Here is a 15,663-nt window from a genome sequence, read left to right on the forward strand (position 1 = left end):
CCCATCCGACCGGAGCCCATCAGACCGGGTGCAGGCCGGGGAACCCCAGGCCCAGGGTCTCGGGCTGGCCGGTGCGGATGTTGAGGCACTGCACCGCGGCGCCCGCACCGCCCTTCACCAGGTTGTCCAGCGCGGCGATCGCGGTGATCCGGTCGCCGTCCACCGCGAAGCCGACGTCGCAGTAGTTGGACCCGGACAGCAGCTTCGGATCGGGGAGCCGGTGCGTCCCCGTCCGGTGCGCGACGATCCGGACGAACGGTTCGTCCGCGTACGCCTTGCGGTAGGCGCGGCGGACGGCCTTCTCGTCGGCGGAGCCAGTGGCGTGGCAGACGACCTGCACGCCGCGCACGGCCTCGACCCCGGTGGCGGTCATCCTGGCGTTCAGGCCGGTCAGCCGCGCGACCTCCGCCTCATGGCGGTGCCGCACCGGGGCGAAGACCCGCAGCGCGCCGCTGCGTTCGGCGTGCAGGTTGGCGTCCCCCGCGAGCGCGCCCGACCCGCTCGACCCGGTGCGCGCGTCGATCTGGACGTCCGGGCCGATCAGCCCGGTCAGAGGGTGCAGCGCGAGGATCGCCGCGCTGGCCATGCACCCTGGCACGCTGATGAGGTCGGCCTCGGCCAGCTCCGCGCGGAACAGCTCGGGGACGCCGGGCACGAACGCGCCGAGCAGCTCGGGCGCGGTGTGCGGGACGCCGTAGTACCGCTCGTAGACGGCGGGGTCGGGGTTGCGGAAGTCCCCCGACAGGTCGATGACGGTCTTGGCCCGTCCCCGCATCTCGGGCAGCAGCTTCATGGTCGCCTTGTGCGGGGTCGCCATCAGGAGCATGTCGCAGGCGTCCAGGTCGTCCGGGGCGCTGAACACCAGGTCGGTCTGGGCTCGCAGGTTGGGGTGGACGGAGTCCACGCGGCGGCCGGGGAACCGGGTCGAGACCGCGTGGGCGACCTCCGTCCCCGGATGGCCGATGAGCAGCCGCAGCAGCTCGCCGCCGAGGTACCCGGCGGCGCCCATGACGCCGACCCGGATCATGCCGCCTCCAGCACGTGGGAGACGATCGCGTCCGCGACGTCCGCGTCCTCGCCGTGCGCGTCCTGGAAGCCGCGGAACTCGACGTTGTGGTTGACCTCCAGCACGAGCGGCCCCTCGGGTCCCTCGATCAGGTCGACGCCCAGCACCCCGCCGCCCACGGCCCGCGCGGCGAGCATCGCCGGCTCGACCAGCTCGGGCGTGAGCGGGCACGGCTCGGAGCGCGCACCCCGCGCGGCGTTGGTGCGCCAGCCGTCCGAGTAGCGGTACGTCGCGCCCACCACCTTGTCCCCGGCCACGATCACGCGGATGTCGCGGCCCGGCTTGTCGACGAGTTCTTGCAGGTAGACGATGTGCTGGAGCGGCGAGGGCAGGGCGGCCCGGTGCTCCAGGACGGTCTGCGCCGCGTCCCGGTCGCGCACCGCCGCCGCGAGCCGTCCCCACGACCCCGTCAGCGGCTTGACGACCACGGGGAAGCCCAGGCGCTCGGCGGCCTCGACCCCTTCCTCCGGGGTGAGCGCGACCGCCGTGCGCGGAGTGGGGACGCCGGCGCGCTCCAGCTCCAGCGAGGTGCGCAGCTTGTCGCCGCAGACGGCGATCACCCCCGACCGGTTGACCACCGGCACGCCGCGCGCCTCCAGGAGCATCGAGGCGTAGAGGGCGCGGCTGTGGGAGATCTCCCGGTTCAGCGCCGCCGCGTACCGGGGCCCGGCGCTCGCCGCTTCACCGCCCAGCTCGGCGCTGAACCGGCGGGTGTCGACATGCGCGTACGGAACCCCGCGGCGCTCCAGCGCGGCGAAGATCCGCTTCTCCTCGTACCGCACCCGGGAGGCCAGCACGGCCACCGGCCTCACTCGCCCCAGTCCTCCTCGATCTCGGGGGCGAGCGCGAGGGTCACCGGCTCCAGGCCGACCACCTCCAGCTCGCTGGAGCAGTCGGCGCACTGCGCGATCTCGCTCAGCCGGACCGGCTCGGCGAGCTGGACCGGGCCCTCACACTCGGGACAGGTCTGGGTCATGCGTGCCACCTCCATGGCTTCCGCTGGTCAGGTTCAGCGCGGCGGCGACGACCGCGCCCGCCGTGATGCCGTACCGGTCGAGCAGGTCCTCCTGGCCGCCCGCCCGCTCGGCGAACGTGTCGGGCATGCCGACGCGCGCCACCCGGGCCGGGGCGTGCTCGGCGAGGGTCTCGGCGACGGCGCCGCCGAGGCCGCCGGAGCGCCAGTGCTCCTCGACGGTGACGACGCCCGCCGCGCCCTCGGCCGCCGCCACCACGGCCGCGACGTCCAGCGGGCGCAGCGTGTGCAGGTTGAGGACGGTCGCCCGGACGCCCCGCTCCGCGAGCCGGTCGGCGGCCCGCACCGCCGCCAGCACCGGGTACGGCCCGCACGCGATGATCGCCACGTCCCGGCCGCGCCGCAGCCACTGCGCCCGCCCGATCTCGAACGGGCCGCCTCCGGGCGCGGCGCCGTCCAGGTCCGGGGTGGCCGAGCGGCCGAGCCGCACGTAGGCGGGACCGGGCAGCGCCGCGCACTGCCGGACGGCCTCGCCCGCCTGCGCCGCGTCGCCCGGGACGACCACGGTGAAACCGGGCAGCGCCCGCATGACGGCCAGGTCCTCCAGCGCGTGGTGGGTCGGGCCGAGATGCCCCGCGGCCAGCCCGCCGTGGGTGGCCACGATCCGGACCGGCAGCGCGTTGTAGGCGATGTCGATCTTGATGGCCTCCAGTGCCCGGGTCGCGGCGAAGGTCGCCATCGTGGTGACGAACGGGACGTTCCCGCTGGCGGCCAGGCCCGCGGCCGTCCCCATCAGGTTGTGCTCGGCGATGCCGAGGTTGAGGTAGCGGCCGGGGACGTCGGCGAAGGCGTCCGCGTCGAACAGCCCGGTGTCGCTGTCCAGGCAGTACAGCCGCCCGTCGGCCCGCATCAGTTCGGGCAGCAGGTCCCGGTACACCTCACGGGCGGAGCGCGGCCGTGCCGTTTCGCCGGGGATGTCGGCTGTCATGAGAGCGCTCGCTTGCGTCGGGCGCGCAGTACGGCGAGGGAGCGCTCCGCCTGGCGGCCGCTCAGTTTCGCGTAGTGGCTGTGCGTCTTCGCCTCCAGCGACGGCAGGCCGCGTCCCTTGACGGTGCCGGCGATGACCGCCACGGGAGGCCCGCTCCCGGTCTCCTCTGGGGTGAGCGCCTCGCGCAGCGCGTCGAAGTCGTGGCCGTCGACCTCGCGCACCGTCCAGCCGAAGCTGCGCCAGCGGTCCGCGAGCGGCTCCAGCCCGATCGCGTCCTCGGTCGGGCCGGTGATCTGGAGGCGGTTGCGGTCGATGACGGCCGTCAGGTTCCCGAGGCCGAGCGCGGCGGAGGCCATGGCCGCCTCCCAGACCGAACCCTCCTGCAACTCGCCGTCCCCGAGGACGGCGAAGCACCGGCGCCCCCGGTCGGCGACGGCGAACCCGTTGGCGAGCGCGAGCCCGTGCCCGAGCGATCCGGTGGGCATCTCCACCCCGGGCACCGCGCGGACCGGATGGCCCATCAGCCTGCTCCCCGGCCGGGAGTACTCCGCCAGTTCCGCGGCGGGGAAGAAGCCCCGCTCGGCCAGCACCGCGTAGAGGCACATGGCGCCGTGCCCCTTGCTGAGGATGAAGATGTCACGGTCCACAGCCGCGGGGCGGCGCGGATCGACCCGCATCACCTCGAAGTACAACAGGGTGAGGATCTCCACGAGCGACATCGACCCGCCGAGGTGGCCGCCCTCCGGCCCGGCGCACATCCGCACGATGTGCTCGCGCACCCGGTGCGCGACGGCCGGCAGGTCCGCCGCCGGCGGCCGGGTCGGTGCGGGGCCGCCCATCAGCGCCCGCCGGGAAGCGAGGTGAGCACGAAATGGCCGGGCAGGTGCACGGCCAGGCCCTCGATGATCTCGGCCACCAGCGCGTCCCCGTCGAGCCGGATCGTGGAGGAGCGGCGGTCCAGCAAAGTCGCGGCGGCCGTGAAGTCGCCGACGAGGGCCGTGCCCGCGGGCACCATGCGGGTCCGGCTGACCTTGACGCCCTGCACGGCGAGCCGTTCCAGGAACGCGCCGTCCGCGACGAGCGGCCACCAGTCGTCGGGATGCATGACGATCCCGTCCGCAGAGCCGCCGTACCACTCGCACAGCGCGGCCGTCGCCAGCAGCGTCCGGGCGGCCGACCCGCCGTCCGACGGCTCGGCGGGGCGGCGCCGCAGCCCCGGGTGGCGCAGCAGGCCCCGGATCGGTCCCATCCCGTTGAGCAGGACGTCGTTCTCCGCCGTGCCGAGCCGCACCAGCAGGCGGTAGTCCACGAACGCGGCGAGCGCGGCGGGGTCGGCGAGGATCTCCTTGGGCACCGGCACCGAAGCCCGCACGACCTGCGTCCGGACGGTCTCCACGCCCACCTCGAACTCCCACTCGGGGGCGGCGTCGTCCGGCGAGGTGTTCTCGGCCCGCTCGGTGAAGACGGTCGTCTCGTCGGCGTCCACGACGGCCTTGCGGAGCAGGTGCCGGACGGTGAAGCGGGGACGGCGCTTGGCCGGCGGGAACAGGTCGCTGATGGAGGCGCGCAGGTGGACCGCCGCGTCCGGCCCGTACCGGGCGTGGGCGAGCGCGAACTCCTCGCCGGGGCTGCGCCGGGTCAACTCGGGGTCGTCCAGCATCATGCGGACGTCGGACACGGGCATATTCGACATGGTCAGACCCCCAGGGAGCGGCCGCCGTCGACGACCTGGACGGTGCCGGTGACGAAGCTCGCGCGCTCGCTCAGCAGGAACACCCCGGCCGCCGCGACCTCCTCGGGGCGGGCGACCCGGCCGAGCGGGATGCCCGCCTCCCGCGCGACGCGTGCGGTCTCCGCCTCGGGCTCGCCGGTGATGCCGGACAGCAGCGCGTCCGTCGCGGTGTATCCCGGGGCGAGGACGTTCACGGTGATGCCTCCCGGGCCCAGCTCGTGGACCAGGGTCTTGGCGTAGCCGACGAGGCCGGTCCGCACGATCCCCGACAGCGCGAACGCGGGGATGAGGTCGCGGACGGTCTCGCTGGTGACCATGAGGACCCGGCCCCATCCGGCTTGCCGCATGTGGGGGAGCGCGGCCTGCACGAGCCCGATGTGGGCGATCATGCCGAGGTCGAGCGCGGCGCGGTAGTCGTCCGGGCCGAACGCCCCGGTCGGCCCGGCGGGCGGCCCTCCCGCGTTGGTGACCATGATGTGCACGGCGCCGTGCTCGGCCGCGGCGTCGTCCACCCAGGCCCGCGCCGCCTCCGTGTCGCGCACGTCCAGCGGCCGGGTCCCGACCTCCGCGCCGAGGTCCGCGCGGATCTCGTCGCGGGCCTTGGCCAGCCGGGCGGCGTCGCGGCCCGCGATCGACACCGTCGCGCCCTCGCGCACCAGGTCGCGGGCGATTGCGAGGCCGATGCCCGCCGATCCGCCCGCGACGAGGGCCACCCTTCCGTTCAGTCCCAGGTCCACGTCACACCCTCTTCTCGTAGCCGTAGCGGTGCAGCAGGGGGAGCGCCATGAGCGTGGTCGCGGACCGCTGGGGGCGCGGGAGCGCGGCGTGCCACCTGCGGTCCTCCTCGATGCGGGTCCGGCCGCGGCCGAACCGGTTCGGGTTGCCGGTGACCGTGTGGTTGCCGCCGAGCTCGACCGTCCCGTCGGCGGCGACGGGGTTCGGGCCCTCGTGCCCGAGGAGGTCCAGGACGGCGTCGACGGCGGCGCGCGGGTTGCGCACCAGCGCCTCGTAGCGCATGTGGAGCGCGTGGTCGCGGTGCGCGCGGCCGACCGCCTCGGCCGCCAGGTTGAAGCCGGTCCAGTGCCAGGTGCTGTTCAGCGCGGAGCGGCGGCCCGTGTAGTCCTTCGGCCGCAGCCACGACCAGGCGACCGCGCGGGGATCGCGGATCAGGTGGACGTAGCGCCCCTCGACGTCCGGGAGGGACGCCAGCAGCGCGGCGTCCGAGGCGAACTTGGAGCTGTCGACGATGACCCGCGCACCGGAGACGCGGGCGATTGCGCGGTAGGTGGCGGCCAGCACGTCCGGCCATGCGTTGCGCGACGGGTCGCGCAGCACCCGCCAGGTGTGCCGGGTCCGGTACGCGTCCTGCCAGGCGACGACCTCGGCGGCGTGCCGTTCGAGGGACGTCCCGGACGGCCGGACCTCCTCCAGCACCTCCGACCAGAACGGGCATTCGCGGTGTCCGGAACCGCAGCCGCAGCGCCCGTTGCTGCCCGTTCCGAGAACCCCGTTCAACCAGAGAAAACGCAGTTCACCGACATGGACGACGCCCGGTACCTCGGCGAGGACGTTGCCCAGCATGGTGCTGCCGCTGCGACACCAACCGGTGATGTAAAGCACCTTCACTGGCAAACTCGGCTCCTCCGGGCGTACCGGTGCAACCTGGTCGGGAACATAAAAACATGATCTTGCGTAAAGCGGAACCACCAAGATAAGAACAGGATTGATTCGTCTTTTTGTGACGTCGTGACATAACAGACGGAGGCCGTGATGGCGGGGCTGACCAACGCACTGCAATATCGCCGGGCGGGCTGGTGGCGGGACGAGACCTTCCTCGACGACCTGCGCCGGCACGTCCGCGCGCACCCCGGCAAGACCGCCCTCGTGGCCCGCCGCGTCGGCGGCGAGACCCGCGCGCTGACCTACGCCGACCTGACCCGGCTCGCCGACCGGTGCGCCGGCGCGCTGGCCGAGCTCGGCGTCCGGCCGGGCGACACCGTCGCCGTCCAGCTCACCAACGGCTGGGAGATCACCGTCCTCGCGCTCGGCTGCCTGCGCGCGGGCGCCCGCATCTGCCCGCTGCTGCCCATCTACCGGCGGCGGGAGCTGGAGGTCATGCTCGACCTCACCGACGCGCGGGTGCTGATCACCGAGGCCGTGCACGGCGGCGAGGAGCTCGGCGAGCTCGGCGTGCGGCTGGCGGGCGAGCTGCCGTCGCTGGAGCACGTCGCGGTGTCCGGCGGCCCGAAGCCCGCCGGAGCCCTCGACCTGCACGCGCACTTCTTCGACACGCCCTGGGAGAAGACCCGCGCGGACGACCTGGACGGCCGGGAGCGCGAGCCGGACGAGCCGTTCCTCGTGCTGTTCACGTCCGGCACGACCGGCGAGCCCAAGGGCGTCCTGCACAGCCAGAACACCTTGTACGCGGCGATCCGCGGCGAGGCCGAGGTGTTCGCGCTGGACGGCTCGGACGTCATCACCATGGTCGCCTGGAACACCCACTACACGGGGTTCGTCCGCGGCATGCTCATGCCGCTGTCGCTCGGCGCGACCTCCGTCTTCCAGGACTCCCAGGACGGCCCGCCGACCCTCGAAATGCTCGCCTCATACGGCGTCACCTACGTGTACGCCCCGCCGCACTACCTGCGCTCCTTGGTGGACGCGCAGCGGGAGGCGCCGCGCGACCTCGGCATGCTGCGCGCGGTCATCAGCGGCTCCGCGCCGATCCCCCCAAAGCTCGTCGAGGAGGTCAAGGAGGTGCTCGGGCTGCGGCTGCACTCCCTGTGGGGCATGTCGGAGAACGGCGCGGTCACCGTCAGCCGCCCCGACGACCCCGAGGACTGGGCCGTCCACAGCGACGGCAGCCCGATGGCCGACATGGAGCTGCGCATCGACCCGATCGAGGGCCAGCGCGACGGCTCGGGCGTGCTGTGGGTGCGCGGCCCCACCCAGTGCCTCGGCTACGTCCGGCGCCCGGAGCTGTACCAGGCGCTGCTGGACGATGAGGGCTGGTTCAACACCGACGACCTCGCCCGCGACGACGGCCGCGGCGGCATCCGCATCACCGGACGCGCCAAGGACACGGTGATGCGCAACGGCCTGTTCGTCCCGGACACCGAACTGGAGGCGGCCCTCTGCCGGCACCCGGGCGTCCGAGAGGCCAGCGTGATCGGCATCCCGGTTCGGCAGGGCGCTGACCAGGTCATCTGCGCGGTGGTCGTGCCGACCGCCGGGGAGCCTCCGGTCACCCTGGAGGAGCTTCGGGCGACGCTGAAGGAGGCGGAGATGACCCCGATCTACTGGCCGGAACGGCTGGAACTGGTGGACGAACTGCCCAAGACCGTCACCGGCAAGGTCCAGAAGACGACCCTCCGGGAACGCCTGACCTGAACGCGGCGGCCGTCCGTGTCAGACGTCCCAGACGGGGCGGGCGGTGATCTCGACGGCGGCGCACGTCCAGGCGAACCCGGCTCCGATCCCGACCAGCAGCACCCGGTCGCCCGGCCCCACCTGGGCGGTCTCGACCAGGTGGGTCAGGCCGGTGAGCTGGTCGGCCGCGCCGACATGCCCGGTGCGGCGGCCCCAGTCCCACGTGGTGCGCTCCACGTCCAGGCCGAGCGGTTCGGCGTACCGGGTGCGCAGCACATGCAGGCCGACGTTGGGGAAGGCGAACCGGGAGACGTCGGCGAGCTTCAGCCCGGCCTCGTCAAGCGTCCGGTCGACGGCCTCCGTCAGGCCGGAGGTGGTCCGCTCCGCCACGCTCCCCACCAGGTGCCGGGAGCTCGCGGCGAACGCGGCGCGGCGGGCGCGCACGTCCACCCGGCGGCCGGGGGCGGCGGCGAACGGCTCGTCGCCCCGGTACATGCCCTCCAGCCCGGTGTCGACGACCGTCGAGACGGCCAGGAGCCGCGCGAAGCCGTCCCGGGCGAGGACCGCGGCGGCCGCGCCGTCCCCGTAGACGATGCCGCGCACGTCCCCGCGCCACCGGTCGAAGCCGGGGTCGGCGAACCGGTCCGCGGTCGTGACCAGGGCGGATCCGCGGGACGCGTCGGCGGCCAGGTAGGAGGCGGCCAGTTCCAGCGCGCCGAGGGCGCCCGCGCACATCTGCTGGACGTCCAGCGCGGGCGCGCGCCGGCCGTCCTCGCCGAGGACCTCGCGGTGCACGTAGGAGGCGGCCGGCCAGAAGTCGACGCCCTGGAACCAGGCCGACGCGTGCAGCAGGATCGCGACGCTCGATGCGGGGAGCCCGGCCCGGGCCAGCGCGAGGCGCGCCGCGGCTACGGCCATCTCCGGCGGGGCCTCCCCGGTGGACACGGCCACGGAGGCGTAGTCGTCGGCCTTCCGGTCGTCCGGGTCGTAGCGGCCGTCCTCCACCGCATCGTCCACGTCCACGGCCTCGGGGATCCGATGGGCGAGCCCGGCGAGGAACAGACCGTCGCAGCGCATGTGCGGACCTCCGGATGGTGACGGCGAACAAATCAACACATTATGGTGATCACCGTCCCGGGGCGAGAGCCGTTCTCAACGGCGGAGGGAGTTCGCGGTGGGCGACGCAGGGCACTCCGTGCCGCTACCCGGAACGCGATGGTCGGTTTGGCGAGATGTGCTGATCCGCTCCACCGGATTTCCCGTCGGCGGCCTCGTCCTTTTCGCGGCCCCGGAATGCGCCCGAATCGCCGACGCGTTTCTCGACGGGAACACGGCCGAGACCGAATTCACGCAGGCCATGCACGGCGCATTGGCGGACGCGGGCCGCGCCGCCGCGGAGATCGCCGCCGATCCGCTCTTCCGCGAGGCGGTGACATGGCAGAACCCCGGCGCCGCGCGGCATTTGGCACGTCTCGCCGACGCCCCGGCCGTCCGGCCGGGCAAGAACCCGAGGCGCGAACGCCAGAAGCGACGCGCGCGCGAGAACACCCTCGTCCGCTACTGGCAGCGGTACTGCGGCAAGAACGACACCGCGGGCTTCTTCGGCCCCGTCGCGTGGGGCACGCTCGACCCCGAGGTTCCGGTGGCGGTCGAGGCGAAGCCCGGCGGGGGACTGGTGCGGTCCCGCGAGGTCGACTACGAGTTCTGGGCGCTGGAGGCGTACGTCGCCGCACTCCTGGACGACCCGGACGTGGCGCCGTGGCTGCCCGCCGGCGTCCACCCGCACCTGCTCGTCGATGGAAACCGCGTCTTACGCCCTGGGGACGACCCGCGCTTCCTTACCCCCGCCGAGACCGAAGTGCTCTCCCGATGCGACGGCACCAGCCCCGCAGCGGAGATCGCCCCCGAACCGCACCTGGCCGCGGCCCTGGACCGTCTGATCGAGGACGGGATCGTCTGGCGAGGCGTGAACATGCCATACAACCCGCAGGCGGAGCGCGTCCTGCGCGACACACTCGAAGCGATCCCTGAGCCTCAGGCCAGGGAGCGGGCATTGGCCGGGCTCGCGCGGCTCGACCGGGCCCGCGCCTCCGTGGCCGCCGCGGCCGGTGACGCCGACGCCCTGGCCATCGCGCTGGCAGACCTGGACGCCGAGTTCACCGCCGTCACCGGGGCGGAGCCGGAGCGGCGGAGCGGGCAGATGTACGCGGGGCGGCGGCTCTGCTACGAGGAGACGGTTCGCGACCTGGACCTCACGTTGGGCCGCCCGTTCCTTGAGACGCTGTCGGGCCCGTTCGGGGCCGTCCTCCTGCCCGCCGCGCGCTGGCTGTCGGCGGTCCTGGCGGAGGCGTACGACGCCGCCTTCCGCGACCTGCTCGGCCCCGGCGCGACCGCCGTCCCGATGCCGGAGTTCTGGGACGCCGCCCAGCCCCTGCTGACCGGCAAGGACCGTCCGGTGGACGCGGTCGCCGCCGAGTTCGCCCGCCGCTGGGACACGCTGTTCGGCCTGGACTCCGCGCCGCGCGAGCGCCGCCTGGACTTCACCTCCGCGGATCTCCGGGCGGAGGCCGCCCGGCTGTTCGCCGCCAAGCGTCCAGGATGGGCGGGCGCCCGCATCCACAGCCCCGACCTCTGCGTCCGCGCGCCGAGCGTCGAGGCGATGGCGGCGGGGGAGTTCACCCTCGTTCTCGGCGAGATGCACACCGCGTGGCCGACCCTCGACTGCGCCCTCTTCACCGAACGCCACCCCGACCCCGAGCGGCTGCGCGACGCGGCGGCCGAGGACATCGGCCCCCAGTTCCGTCCGCTGTACCCGACCTGGTGGCCCCGGTACACCGCGCGCATCGCGCCGGTCCTCGGCGTCACCGACCACCAGTTGGCGTTCACGGCGGCGCCCGGTGCGGACCCGGCCCGCGTCCTGCCCCTGGTCGCGCTGACCGTGTCCGAGCGCGAAGGAGCCCTGGAGGTCACCGGGCCGGACGGGCTCCGGCGCCCGCTCCGCGAGGTGTTCGCCCTGCTCTTCGGCTGGCTGGGCACCGAGGCGTTCAAGCTCGCCGGCACGGGCCCCCACAACCCGCGGCTCACGCTGGACCGTCTCGTCGTCGCCCGCGAGACCTGGCGCACCACCGTCGGCGGGACGGGCATCGTCCCGGCGCACGGCCCCCGCGAGTACCTCGCCGCCCGCCGCCTGCGCCGCTTCCTCGGCATGCCCGAGCGCGTCTTCGCGAAGGTGGGCACGGAGGTCAAGCCCGTGTACGTCGATTTCACCGGCCCCCGGTACGTCTCCTCCTTCGCCACGCTGCTCCGCACGGCCCGCGAGTCGTCCGGCGACGACGTCCCCGTCGTCTTCACCGAACTGCTTCCGGACTTGGACGAATCGTGGCTCCCCGACGCGGCGGGACGGCGCTACGGCTGCGAACTGCGCCTCCAGCTCTGCGACCCGGAACGTCCCTGAGAGCGTCGCACCGGACCCTTCGAATTCGCATCAGTAGACTTCGGCCATGCCCGATACGCCGCCGTCGCTCGACCCCGCGCAGCTCGGCGCGTACTTCGCCCTCATCGAGGTGACCAGCCTGCTCCGGCACGCGGTCGAGCAGCAGCTGCGCGAGGCCGGCGACCTCAGCTATGTGCAGTTCCAGCTGCTGGCCCGCCTCGGAGACTCCCCGACGGGCAGCCACCGCATGACCGACCTGGCGGACGGCGTCGTCTACAGCCGCAGCGGCCTGACCTACCAGGCGGGCCTGCTGGAGAAGGCGGGCCTCGTCGTACGCGCCCCCGCCGCGGACGACGAGCGGGGCATCACCGTCACCATCACCGATGCCGGACGCGCGCTGCTCGCCAAGGTGCTGCCCGGCCACATCGAGGTCGTGAGCGGCCTGCTCTTCGAGCCGCTGTCGCCCGACGACGTCAAGGCCCTCGCCGACCTGCTCGTCCCGGTACGGGACCACATGCGCTCGGCACCGCCCCGCTCGGCGGCCCCCCGCCGCCGCAAGCGCGGGACGTGACGACTCCGGGCCGCAGTCCCGCGGCTCGACGCGGCAACTGTCGGCGCATGTAGCCGCCCGCCTGCCCCACCTCCGCGACAACAACGGTCGCGTGTCCGCCGTGCCCTTCGGCGTCTTCGCTGAGCCCGCGAGGCCGCGACGTTCTTCCGACCTCATCCCGGCCGGGGCCGAGGGTGTCGGACGTCACTTGCTTCGAATTTGAATCAGCAGTACCGTGGCCGCGAGCGCTTCGAATTTGAAGCAACTGCTACCAGTGAAGGCGAGAGCTCCGATGAAGGCAGTGCGTTTCCACGAGTACGGCGACCCCGACGTCCTGCGCTACGAGGACGCGGAGCGGCCCGTCCCCGGAGCCAGCGAGGTCCGGATCCGCGTCGCCGCGACGTCGTTCAACCCCGTCGATGCCAGCATTCGTGCGGGTGGCATGCGTGGGCCCATCCCCGTGACGCTGCCGCACACGCCCGGCCTCGACGTCGCCGGAACGATCGACGCGCTGGGCGAGGACGTCGACGGCTTCGAGGTCGGCGACGAGGTCATCGGCTTCCTGCCCATGACGGGGGTCGGCGCCGCCGCGGAGTATGTCCTCGCGCCGGCCGAGGTGCTCACGCCCGCGCCCGAGAACATCCCGTTGGCCGATGCCGCCGCGTTGCCGCTGGTGGGCCTGACCGCATGGCAGGCGCTCTTCGACCACGCCGACCTGGCGGACGGGCAGCGCGTACTGGTCAACGGCGCGGGCGGAGCGGTCGGCGGCTACGCCGTCCAGCTGGCCAAGAGGGCCGGCGCCCACGTGATCGCCACGGCCGGCTCCCGCAGCGCCGAACGCGTCCGGGCGGCGGGCGCCGACGAGGTCGTCGACCACACCGCCACAGCGCTGTCCTCGGCGGTGGCCGAGCCGGTCGACGTCGTACTCAACCTCGCGCCGGTCGATCCGGATCAGCTGGCCGCGCTGCCTGCCCTGGTCCGGCCGGGCGGGGTCATCGCGAACACGACGGTGTGGATGCCCGCGCCCTCCGACGAGGCGCGCGGCGTGCGCGGCGTGAACCTCTTCGTCCGCAGTGACGCCGGACAGCTTTCGCAGCTGGTGGACCTGGTCGACAGCGGCGAACTGCGCGTCGACGTCGCCGAGCGGGTGCCGCTGGCCGAGCTGCCGGCGCTGCACGCCAGGGCCGCCGCGGGCGAGGTGTCCGGCAAGGTCGTCGTCCTCTCGCCCGGCGCCTGACGGCACCGCCCACCGGCACCTTGACCGCGTGGCCGCCCCTCCCGGTGAAGCCGCCGAGCGCGTCCGCCCGCCTCCCCTGAGGCGGGCGGACTGCCGTCCGACGGTATGGCGCTATGGCTGCGAGCTGCGCCTTCGTCCCTCCGCCCCGGAACGCCCCTGGACGCGGAAGGCGACCAGCGCCAGGAGCATGCAGGCGGTGAACCCCATCCCGGCCGTGAACGCGTCCCGCATGCCGTCCACCACCGACGATCCCGCGTGGTCCACGGTGACCAGGACGGCGACGCCCAGCGACCCGCCGATCTGCTGCATGCTCTGCAGCAGCGCCGAGGCGGCCCCCGACTCCGCGGCCGGCACCGACGCCATCGCCACGAACGTCGCCGCCACCGCCACCAGCCCCGTCCCGGCGCCGAACAGCAGCACCGGCCCGAGGATCATCCCGACATAGGAACTGTCCCGCGACACCTGCGTCAGCCAGACCATCCCGACAACGCACAGCACGGCCCCCGCCGCCATGATCGGCCGCGGCCCGTACCGGGGGAGCAGCCAGGGGACCGCCCGGCTGGCCGCGATCAGCGCGACCGTCGTCGGCAGGAACCCGAACCCGGTCTCCAACGGCCCGTACCCCAGGACCCCCTGCACGTAGAGCGTCAGGAAGAACAGCATCCCGCTCATGGCCGCCGTCAGCAGGAACCGCATGAGGAAGGCGCCCACCCGGTCCCGGTCGGCGAACAGCCAAAGCGGCACGATCGGCTGCCGCGCCCGCGCCTCGACCACCGGGAACAGCGCCAGCAGCACGCCCGCCCCGGAGAAGGCGGCGACCGTGAGCCCCCCGGACCACCCCCGCTCGGCCGCCCGGATGAACCCGTACACCAGCAGCGTCGACCCCACCGTGCACATGAGCGCCCCGCCCGCGTCGAACCGTCCCTCCCGCCTCGCCGACTCCCGGACGGCCCGCGGCACGAGCAGCATGATCGCCAAGCCCACCGGCACGTTGACGAACAGGACCGCCCGCCAGGACGCCCACGCCGTCAGGACACCGCCGAGCACCAGCCCGGCCACCATCCCCGCGCTCGCGACGACGGAGAACACGGCCAGCGCCCGGCTCCTGCGCTCCGCGTCCTGGAACGTGGTCGCGAGCAGTGCCAGCGCCCCCGGCCCCGCCAACGCGGCCCCGACCCCTTGCATGGCCCTGGCCGCGAGCAGCCATCCCGGCGTGACCGCGAGCCCCCCGACCAGCGACGCGACGGTGAAGACCCCGACCCCCGCCGAGAACACCCGCCGATGGCCCAACAGGTCACCGGCCCGTCCACCGAGCAGCAGCAGCCCGCCGAAGGCGAGCGTGTAGGCGTTGACCACCCACGAGAGCCCGGCGTCGCTGAACCCGAGCCCGCGCTGGATGCTGGGCAGCGCGATGTTCACGATCGAGGCATCGACCACCAACGTGAGCTGTGCGCCGCACAGCAGGGCCAGCGCCGGCCCCCCGCCGGCCCCGGACACGCGAGGCCGGCGGGACGCCTTCTGAGGGAGCATCGGGGGTCCTAACACCGAGGCGAAGGTAGCCCGAAAGCTAACCAACCCCCCTTACCTCGACAAGGTCATCTCCGGTCGTAGTGAGCGATGATCACGCCCTTGCTAGTGGTGACGCTCCCGGTGAGTTCGAACTCGACCAAGGGCGCGGGCCCCTCGAAGAGCCGCTTGCCGCTGCCCAGGGTCAGCGGATGGATGAGCAGCGTGTACTGGTCGATCAACCCGGCCGCATGCAGGCTCTGGACGAGCGACGCACTCCCGTTGATCGCCAGATCGGGCCCCGGCCGCCCCTTCAACTCGGCCACCGTCTCGACGGCCTCGCCCCGCAGCAGAACCGAGTTCTCCCACGCGTCCGCGTCGTCCAACGTCCTGGACACGACATACTTCCGGGCCGCGTTCATGTGAGTGGTGAACGGGTTGCCGTCGGTGGCCCGCCCCCACGCCTTGTAGAAGTCCTCCCACGTCCGGCGCCCGAACAGCATGTCCCCGGCGTTGGCCATCCCCTTGGCCATCTCGCGCCCCATGACCTCGTCGTTGTACTGAGGCCCCCACCCGCCATGGACGAACCCGCCCCGGGTGTCCTCATCCGACCGCCCCAGCCCCTGCACGACCCCATCAAGCGTGACGAACATCGTGACCCTGACCACCCGCATGACCGATCCTCCTCCACCGGGCCGCCCCTGGCGCGACCCATCACCCCCTACACGAACCCCAACCCCGCAAATCGACACCCATCCAGAATCTCGGTCCCGACCTTGGCGGGGGAGCGGCTGATCTATGGGAACCTC

At 73.4% G+C, this 15,663-nt stretch carries 15 protein-coding genes; 4 read left to right on the forward strand and 11 right to left on the reverse strand.

All coding sequences use genetic code 11. From position 1 onward, the window contains the following. Positions 1–19 precede the first annotated feature (19 nt). The 8 genes from argC to ABWI07_RS09280 are packed head-to-tail and all read right to left on the reverse strand — an operon-like array spanning position 20 to position 6,625. A complete protein-coding gene (argC, locus tag ABWI07_RS09245) occupies positions 20–1,027 on the reverse strand; it encodes an N-acetyl-gamma-glutamyl-phosphate reductase (RefSeq protein WP_149262609.1) in 1,008 nt (335 codons plus the stop codon). Further along, positions 1,024–1,878, reverse strand: a complete 855-nt coding sequence (gene lysX, locus ABWI07_RS09250; RefSeq protein ID WP_353818201.1) for a lysine biosynthesis protein LysX — start codon at positions 1,876–1,878, stop codon at positions 1,024–1,026. Before lysX ends, argC begins: the two co-directional genes overlap by 4 nt. After that, the gene (gene lysW / locus ABWI07_RS09255) at positions 1,875–2,042 is read right to left on the reverse strand and encodes a lysine biosynthesis protein LysW (RefSeq protein ID WP_141582295.1); all 168 of its coding nucleotides are present in this window, start codon (positions 2,040–2,042) and stop codon (positions 1,875–1,877) included. The genes lysX and lysW overlap by 4 nt, the downstream gene beginning before the upstream one ends. After that, positions 2,017–3,027, reverse strand: coding sequence for a transketolase family protein (locus tag ABWI07_RS09260; protein ID WP_353818202.1), 1,011 nt, complete (start codon positions 3,025–3,027; stop codon positions 2,017–2,019). The genes lysW and ABWI07_RS09260 overlap by 26 nt, the downstream gene beginning before the upstream one ends. Continuing rightward, positions 3,024–3,866 (reverse strand): transketolase, encoded by an 843-nt coding sequence (locus ABWI07_RS09265; protein ID WP_353818203.1) that lies wholly within the window; start codon positions 3,864–3,866, stop codon positions 3,024–3,026. The genes ABWI07_RS09260 and ABWI07_RS09265 overlap by 4 nt, the downstream gene beginning before the upstream one ends. After that, positions 3,866–4,711: a family 3 encapsulin nanocompartment shell protein gene (locus tag ABWI07_RS09270; protein ID WP_353818204.1), complete on the reverse strand. Its 846-nt coding sequence runs from the start codon at positions 4,709–4,711 to the stop codon at positions 3,866–3,868. The genes ABWI07_RS09265 and ABWI07_RS09270 overlap by 1 nt, the downstream gene beginning before the upstream one ends. Positions 4,712–4,722: 11 nt before the next feature. Continuing rightward, positions 4,723–5,496 carry an SDR family NAD(P)-dependent oxidoreductase gene (locus ABWI07_RS09275; RefSeq protein WP_353818205.1) on the reverse strand — a complete coding sequence of 258 codons (774 nt, stop codon included), beginning with the start codon at positions 5,494–5,496 and terminating at the stop codon, positions 4,723–4,725. Between the two features lies 1 nt (position 5,497). Then, positions 5,498–6,625, reverse strand: coding sequence for a sulfotransferase (locus ABWI07_RS09280; RefSeq protein WP_353818206.1), 1,128 nt, complete (start codon positions 6,623–6,625; stop codon positions 5,498–5,500). Here ABWI07_RS09280 and ABWI07_RS09285 point away from each other — a divergent pair. Beyond that, positions 6,530–8,149, forward strand: coding sequence for an AMP-binding protein (locus ABWI07_RS09285; RefSeq protein WP_353818207.1), 1,620 nt, complete (start codon positions 6,530–6,532; stop codon positions 8,147–8,149). The genes ABWI07_RS09280 and ABWI07_RS09285 overlap by 96 nt on opposite strands. An 18-nt stretch (positions 8,150–8,167) precedes the next feature. Here ABWI07_RS09285 and ABWI07_RS09290 read toward each other — a convergent pair whose 3' ends face one another. Beyond that, the gene (locus tag ABWI07_RS09290) at positions 8,168–9,205 is read right to left on the reverse strand and encodes a ketoacyl-ACP synthase III family protein (protein WP_353818208.1); all 1,038 of its coding nucleotides are present in this window, start codon (positions 9,203–9,205) and stop codon (positions 8,168–8,170) included. Between the two features lie 280 nt (positions 9,206–9,485). Here ABWI07_RS09290 and ABWI07_RS09295 point away from each other — a divergent pair, with 280 nt between their 5' ends. From ABWI07_RS09295 to ABWI07_RS09305, 3 genes are all read left to right on the forward strand, one after another. Further along, positions 9,486–11,582, forward strand: coding sequence for a lantibiotic dehydratase (locus tag ABWI07_RS09295; RefSeq protein ID WP_353818209.1), 2,097 nt, complete (start codon positions 9,486–9,488; stop codon positions 11,580–11,582). Between the two features lie 46 nt (positions 11,583–11,628). Continuing rightward, positions 11,629–12,132 carry a MarR family winged helix-turn-helix transcriptional regulator gene (locus tag ABWI07_RS09300; RefSeq protein WP_353818210.1) on the forward strand — a complete coding sequence of 168 codons (504 nt, stop codon included), beginning with the start codon at positions 11,629–11,631 and terminating at the stop codon, positions 12,130–12,132. A gap of 271 nt (positions 12,133–12,403) precedes the next feature. Then, a complete protein-coding gene (locus tag ABWI07_RS09305; protein WP_353818211.1) occupies positions 12,404–13,348 on the forward strand; it encodes an NADP-dependent oxidoreductase in 945 nt (314 codons plus the stop codon). Positions 13,349–13,459: 111 nt separating this feature from the next. Here ABWI07_RS09305 and ABWI07_RS09310 read toward each other — a convergent pair whose 3' ends face one another. Together ABWI07_RS09310 and ABWI07_RS09315 are read right to left on the reverse strand one after the other, a co-directional pair. Next, positions 13,460–14,878 carry an MFS transporter gene (locus ABWI07_RS09310; RefSeq protein ID WP_353818212.1) on the reverse strand — a complete coding sequence of 473 codons (1,419 nt, stop codon included), beginning with the start codon at positions 14,876–14,878 and terminating at the stop codon, positions 13,460–13,462. A 65-nt stretch (positions 14,879–14,943) separates the two neighbouring features. Beyond that, a complete protein-coding gene (locus ABWI07_RS09315) occupies positions 14,944–15,528 on the reverse strand; it encodes a dihydrofolate reductase family protein (RefSeq protein WP_353818213.1) in 585 nt (194 codons plus the stop codon). Positions 15,529–15,663 lie beyond the last annotated feature (135 nt).

This window comes from Actinomadura sp. NPDC000600 (assembly GCF_040492135.1).
Taxonomy (GTDB): domain Bacteria; phylum Actinomycetota; class Actinomycetes; order Streptosporangiales; family Streptosporangiaceae; genus Spirillospora.

Excerpts from the sequence above, each read along its gene's own strand:
- ABWI07_RS09270 (WP_353818204.1), bottom strand. The coding sequence starts at position 4,711 with ATGCCCGTGTCCGACGTCCGCATGATGCTGGACGACCCCGAGTTGACC.
- lysW (WP_141582295.1), bottom strand. The coding sequence starts at position 2,042 with ATGACCCAGACCTGTCCCGAGTGTGAGGGCCCGGTCCAGCTCGCCGAG.
- ABWI07_RS09310 (WP_353818212.1), bottom strand. The coding sequence starts at position 14,878 with ATGCTCCCTCAGAAGGCGTCCCGCCGGCCTCGCGTGTCCGGGGCCGGC.
- ABWI07_RS09305 (WP_353818211.1), top strand. The coding sequence starts at position 12,404 with ATGAAGGCAGTGCGTTTCCACGAGTACGGCGACCCCGACGTCCTGCGC.
- ABWI07_RS09285 (WP_353818207.1), top strand. The coding sequence starts at position 6,530 with ATGGCGGGGCTGACCAACGCACTGCAATATCGCCGGGCGGGCTGGTGG.
- ABWI07_RS09260 (WP_353818202.1), bottom strand. The coding sequence starts at position 3,027 with ATGACAGCCGACATCCCCGGCGAAACGGCACGGCCGCGCTCCGCCCGT.
- ABWI07_RS09295 (WP_353818209.1), top strand. The coding sequence starts at position 9,486 with ATGCACGGCGCATTGGCGGACGCGGGCCGCGCCGCCGCGGAGATCGCC.
- ABWI07_RS09315 (WP_353818213.1), bottom strand. The coding sequence starts at position 15,528 with ATGCGGGTGGTCAGGGTCACGATGTTCGTCACGCTTGATGGGGTCGTG.
- ABWI07_RS09265 (WP_353818203.1), bottom strand. The coding sequence starts at position 3,866 with ATGGGCGGCCCCGCACCGACCCGGCCGCCGGCGGCGGACCTGCCGGCC.
- argC (WP_149262609.1), bottom strand. The coding sequence starts at position 1,027 with ATGATCCGGGTCGGCGTCATGGGCGCCGCCGGGTACCTCGGCGGCGAG.
- ABWI07_RS09290 (WP_353818208.1), bottom strand. The coding sequence starts at position 9,205 with ATGCGCTGCGACGGTCTGTTCCTCGCCGGGCTCGCCCATCGGATCCCC.
- ABWI07_RS09300 (WP_353818210.1), top strand. The coding sequence starts at position 11,629 with ATGCCCGATACGCCGCCGTCGCTCGACCCCGCGCAGCTCGGCGCGTAC.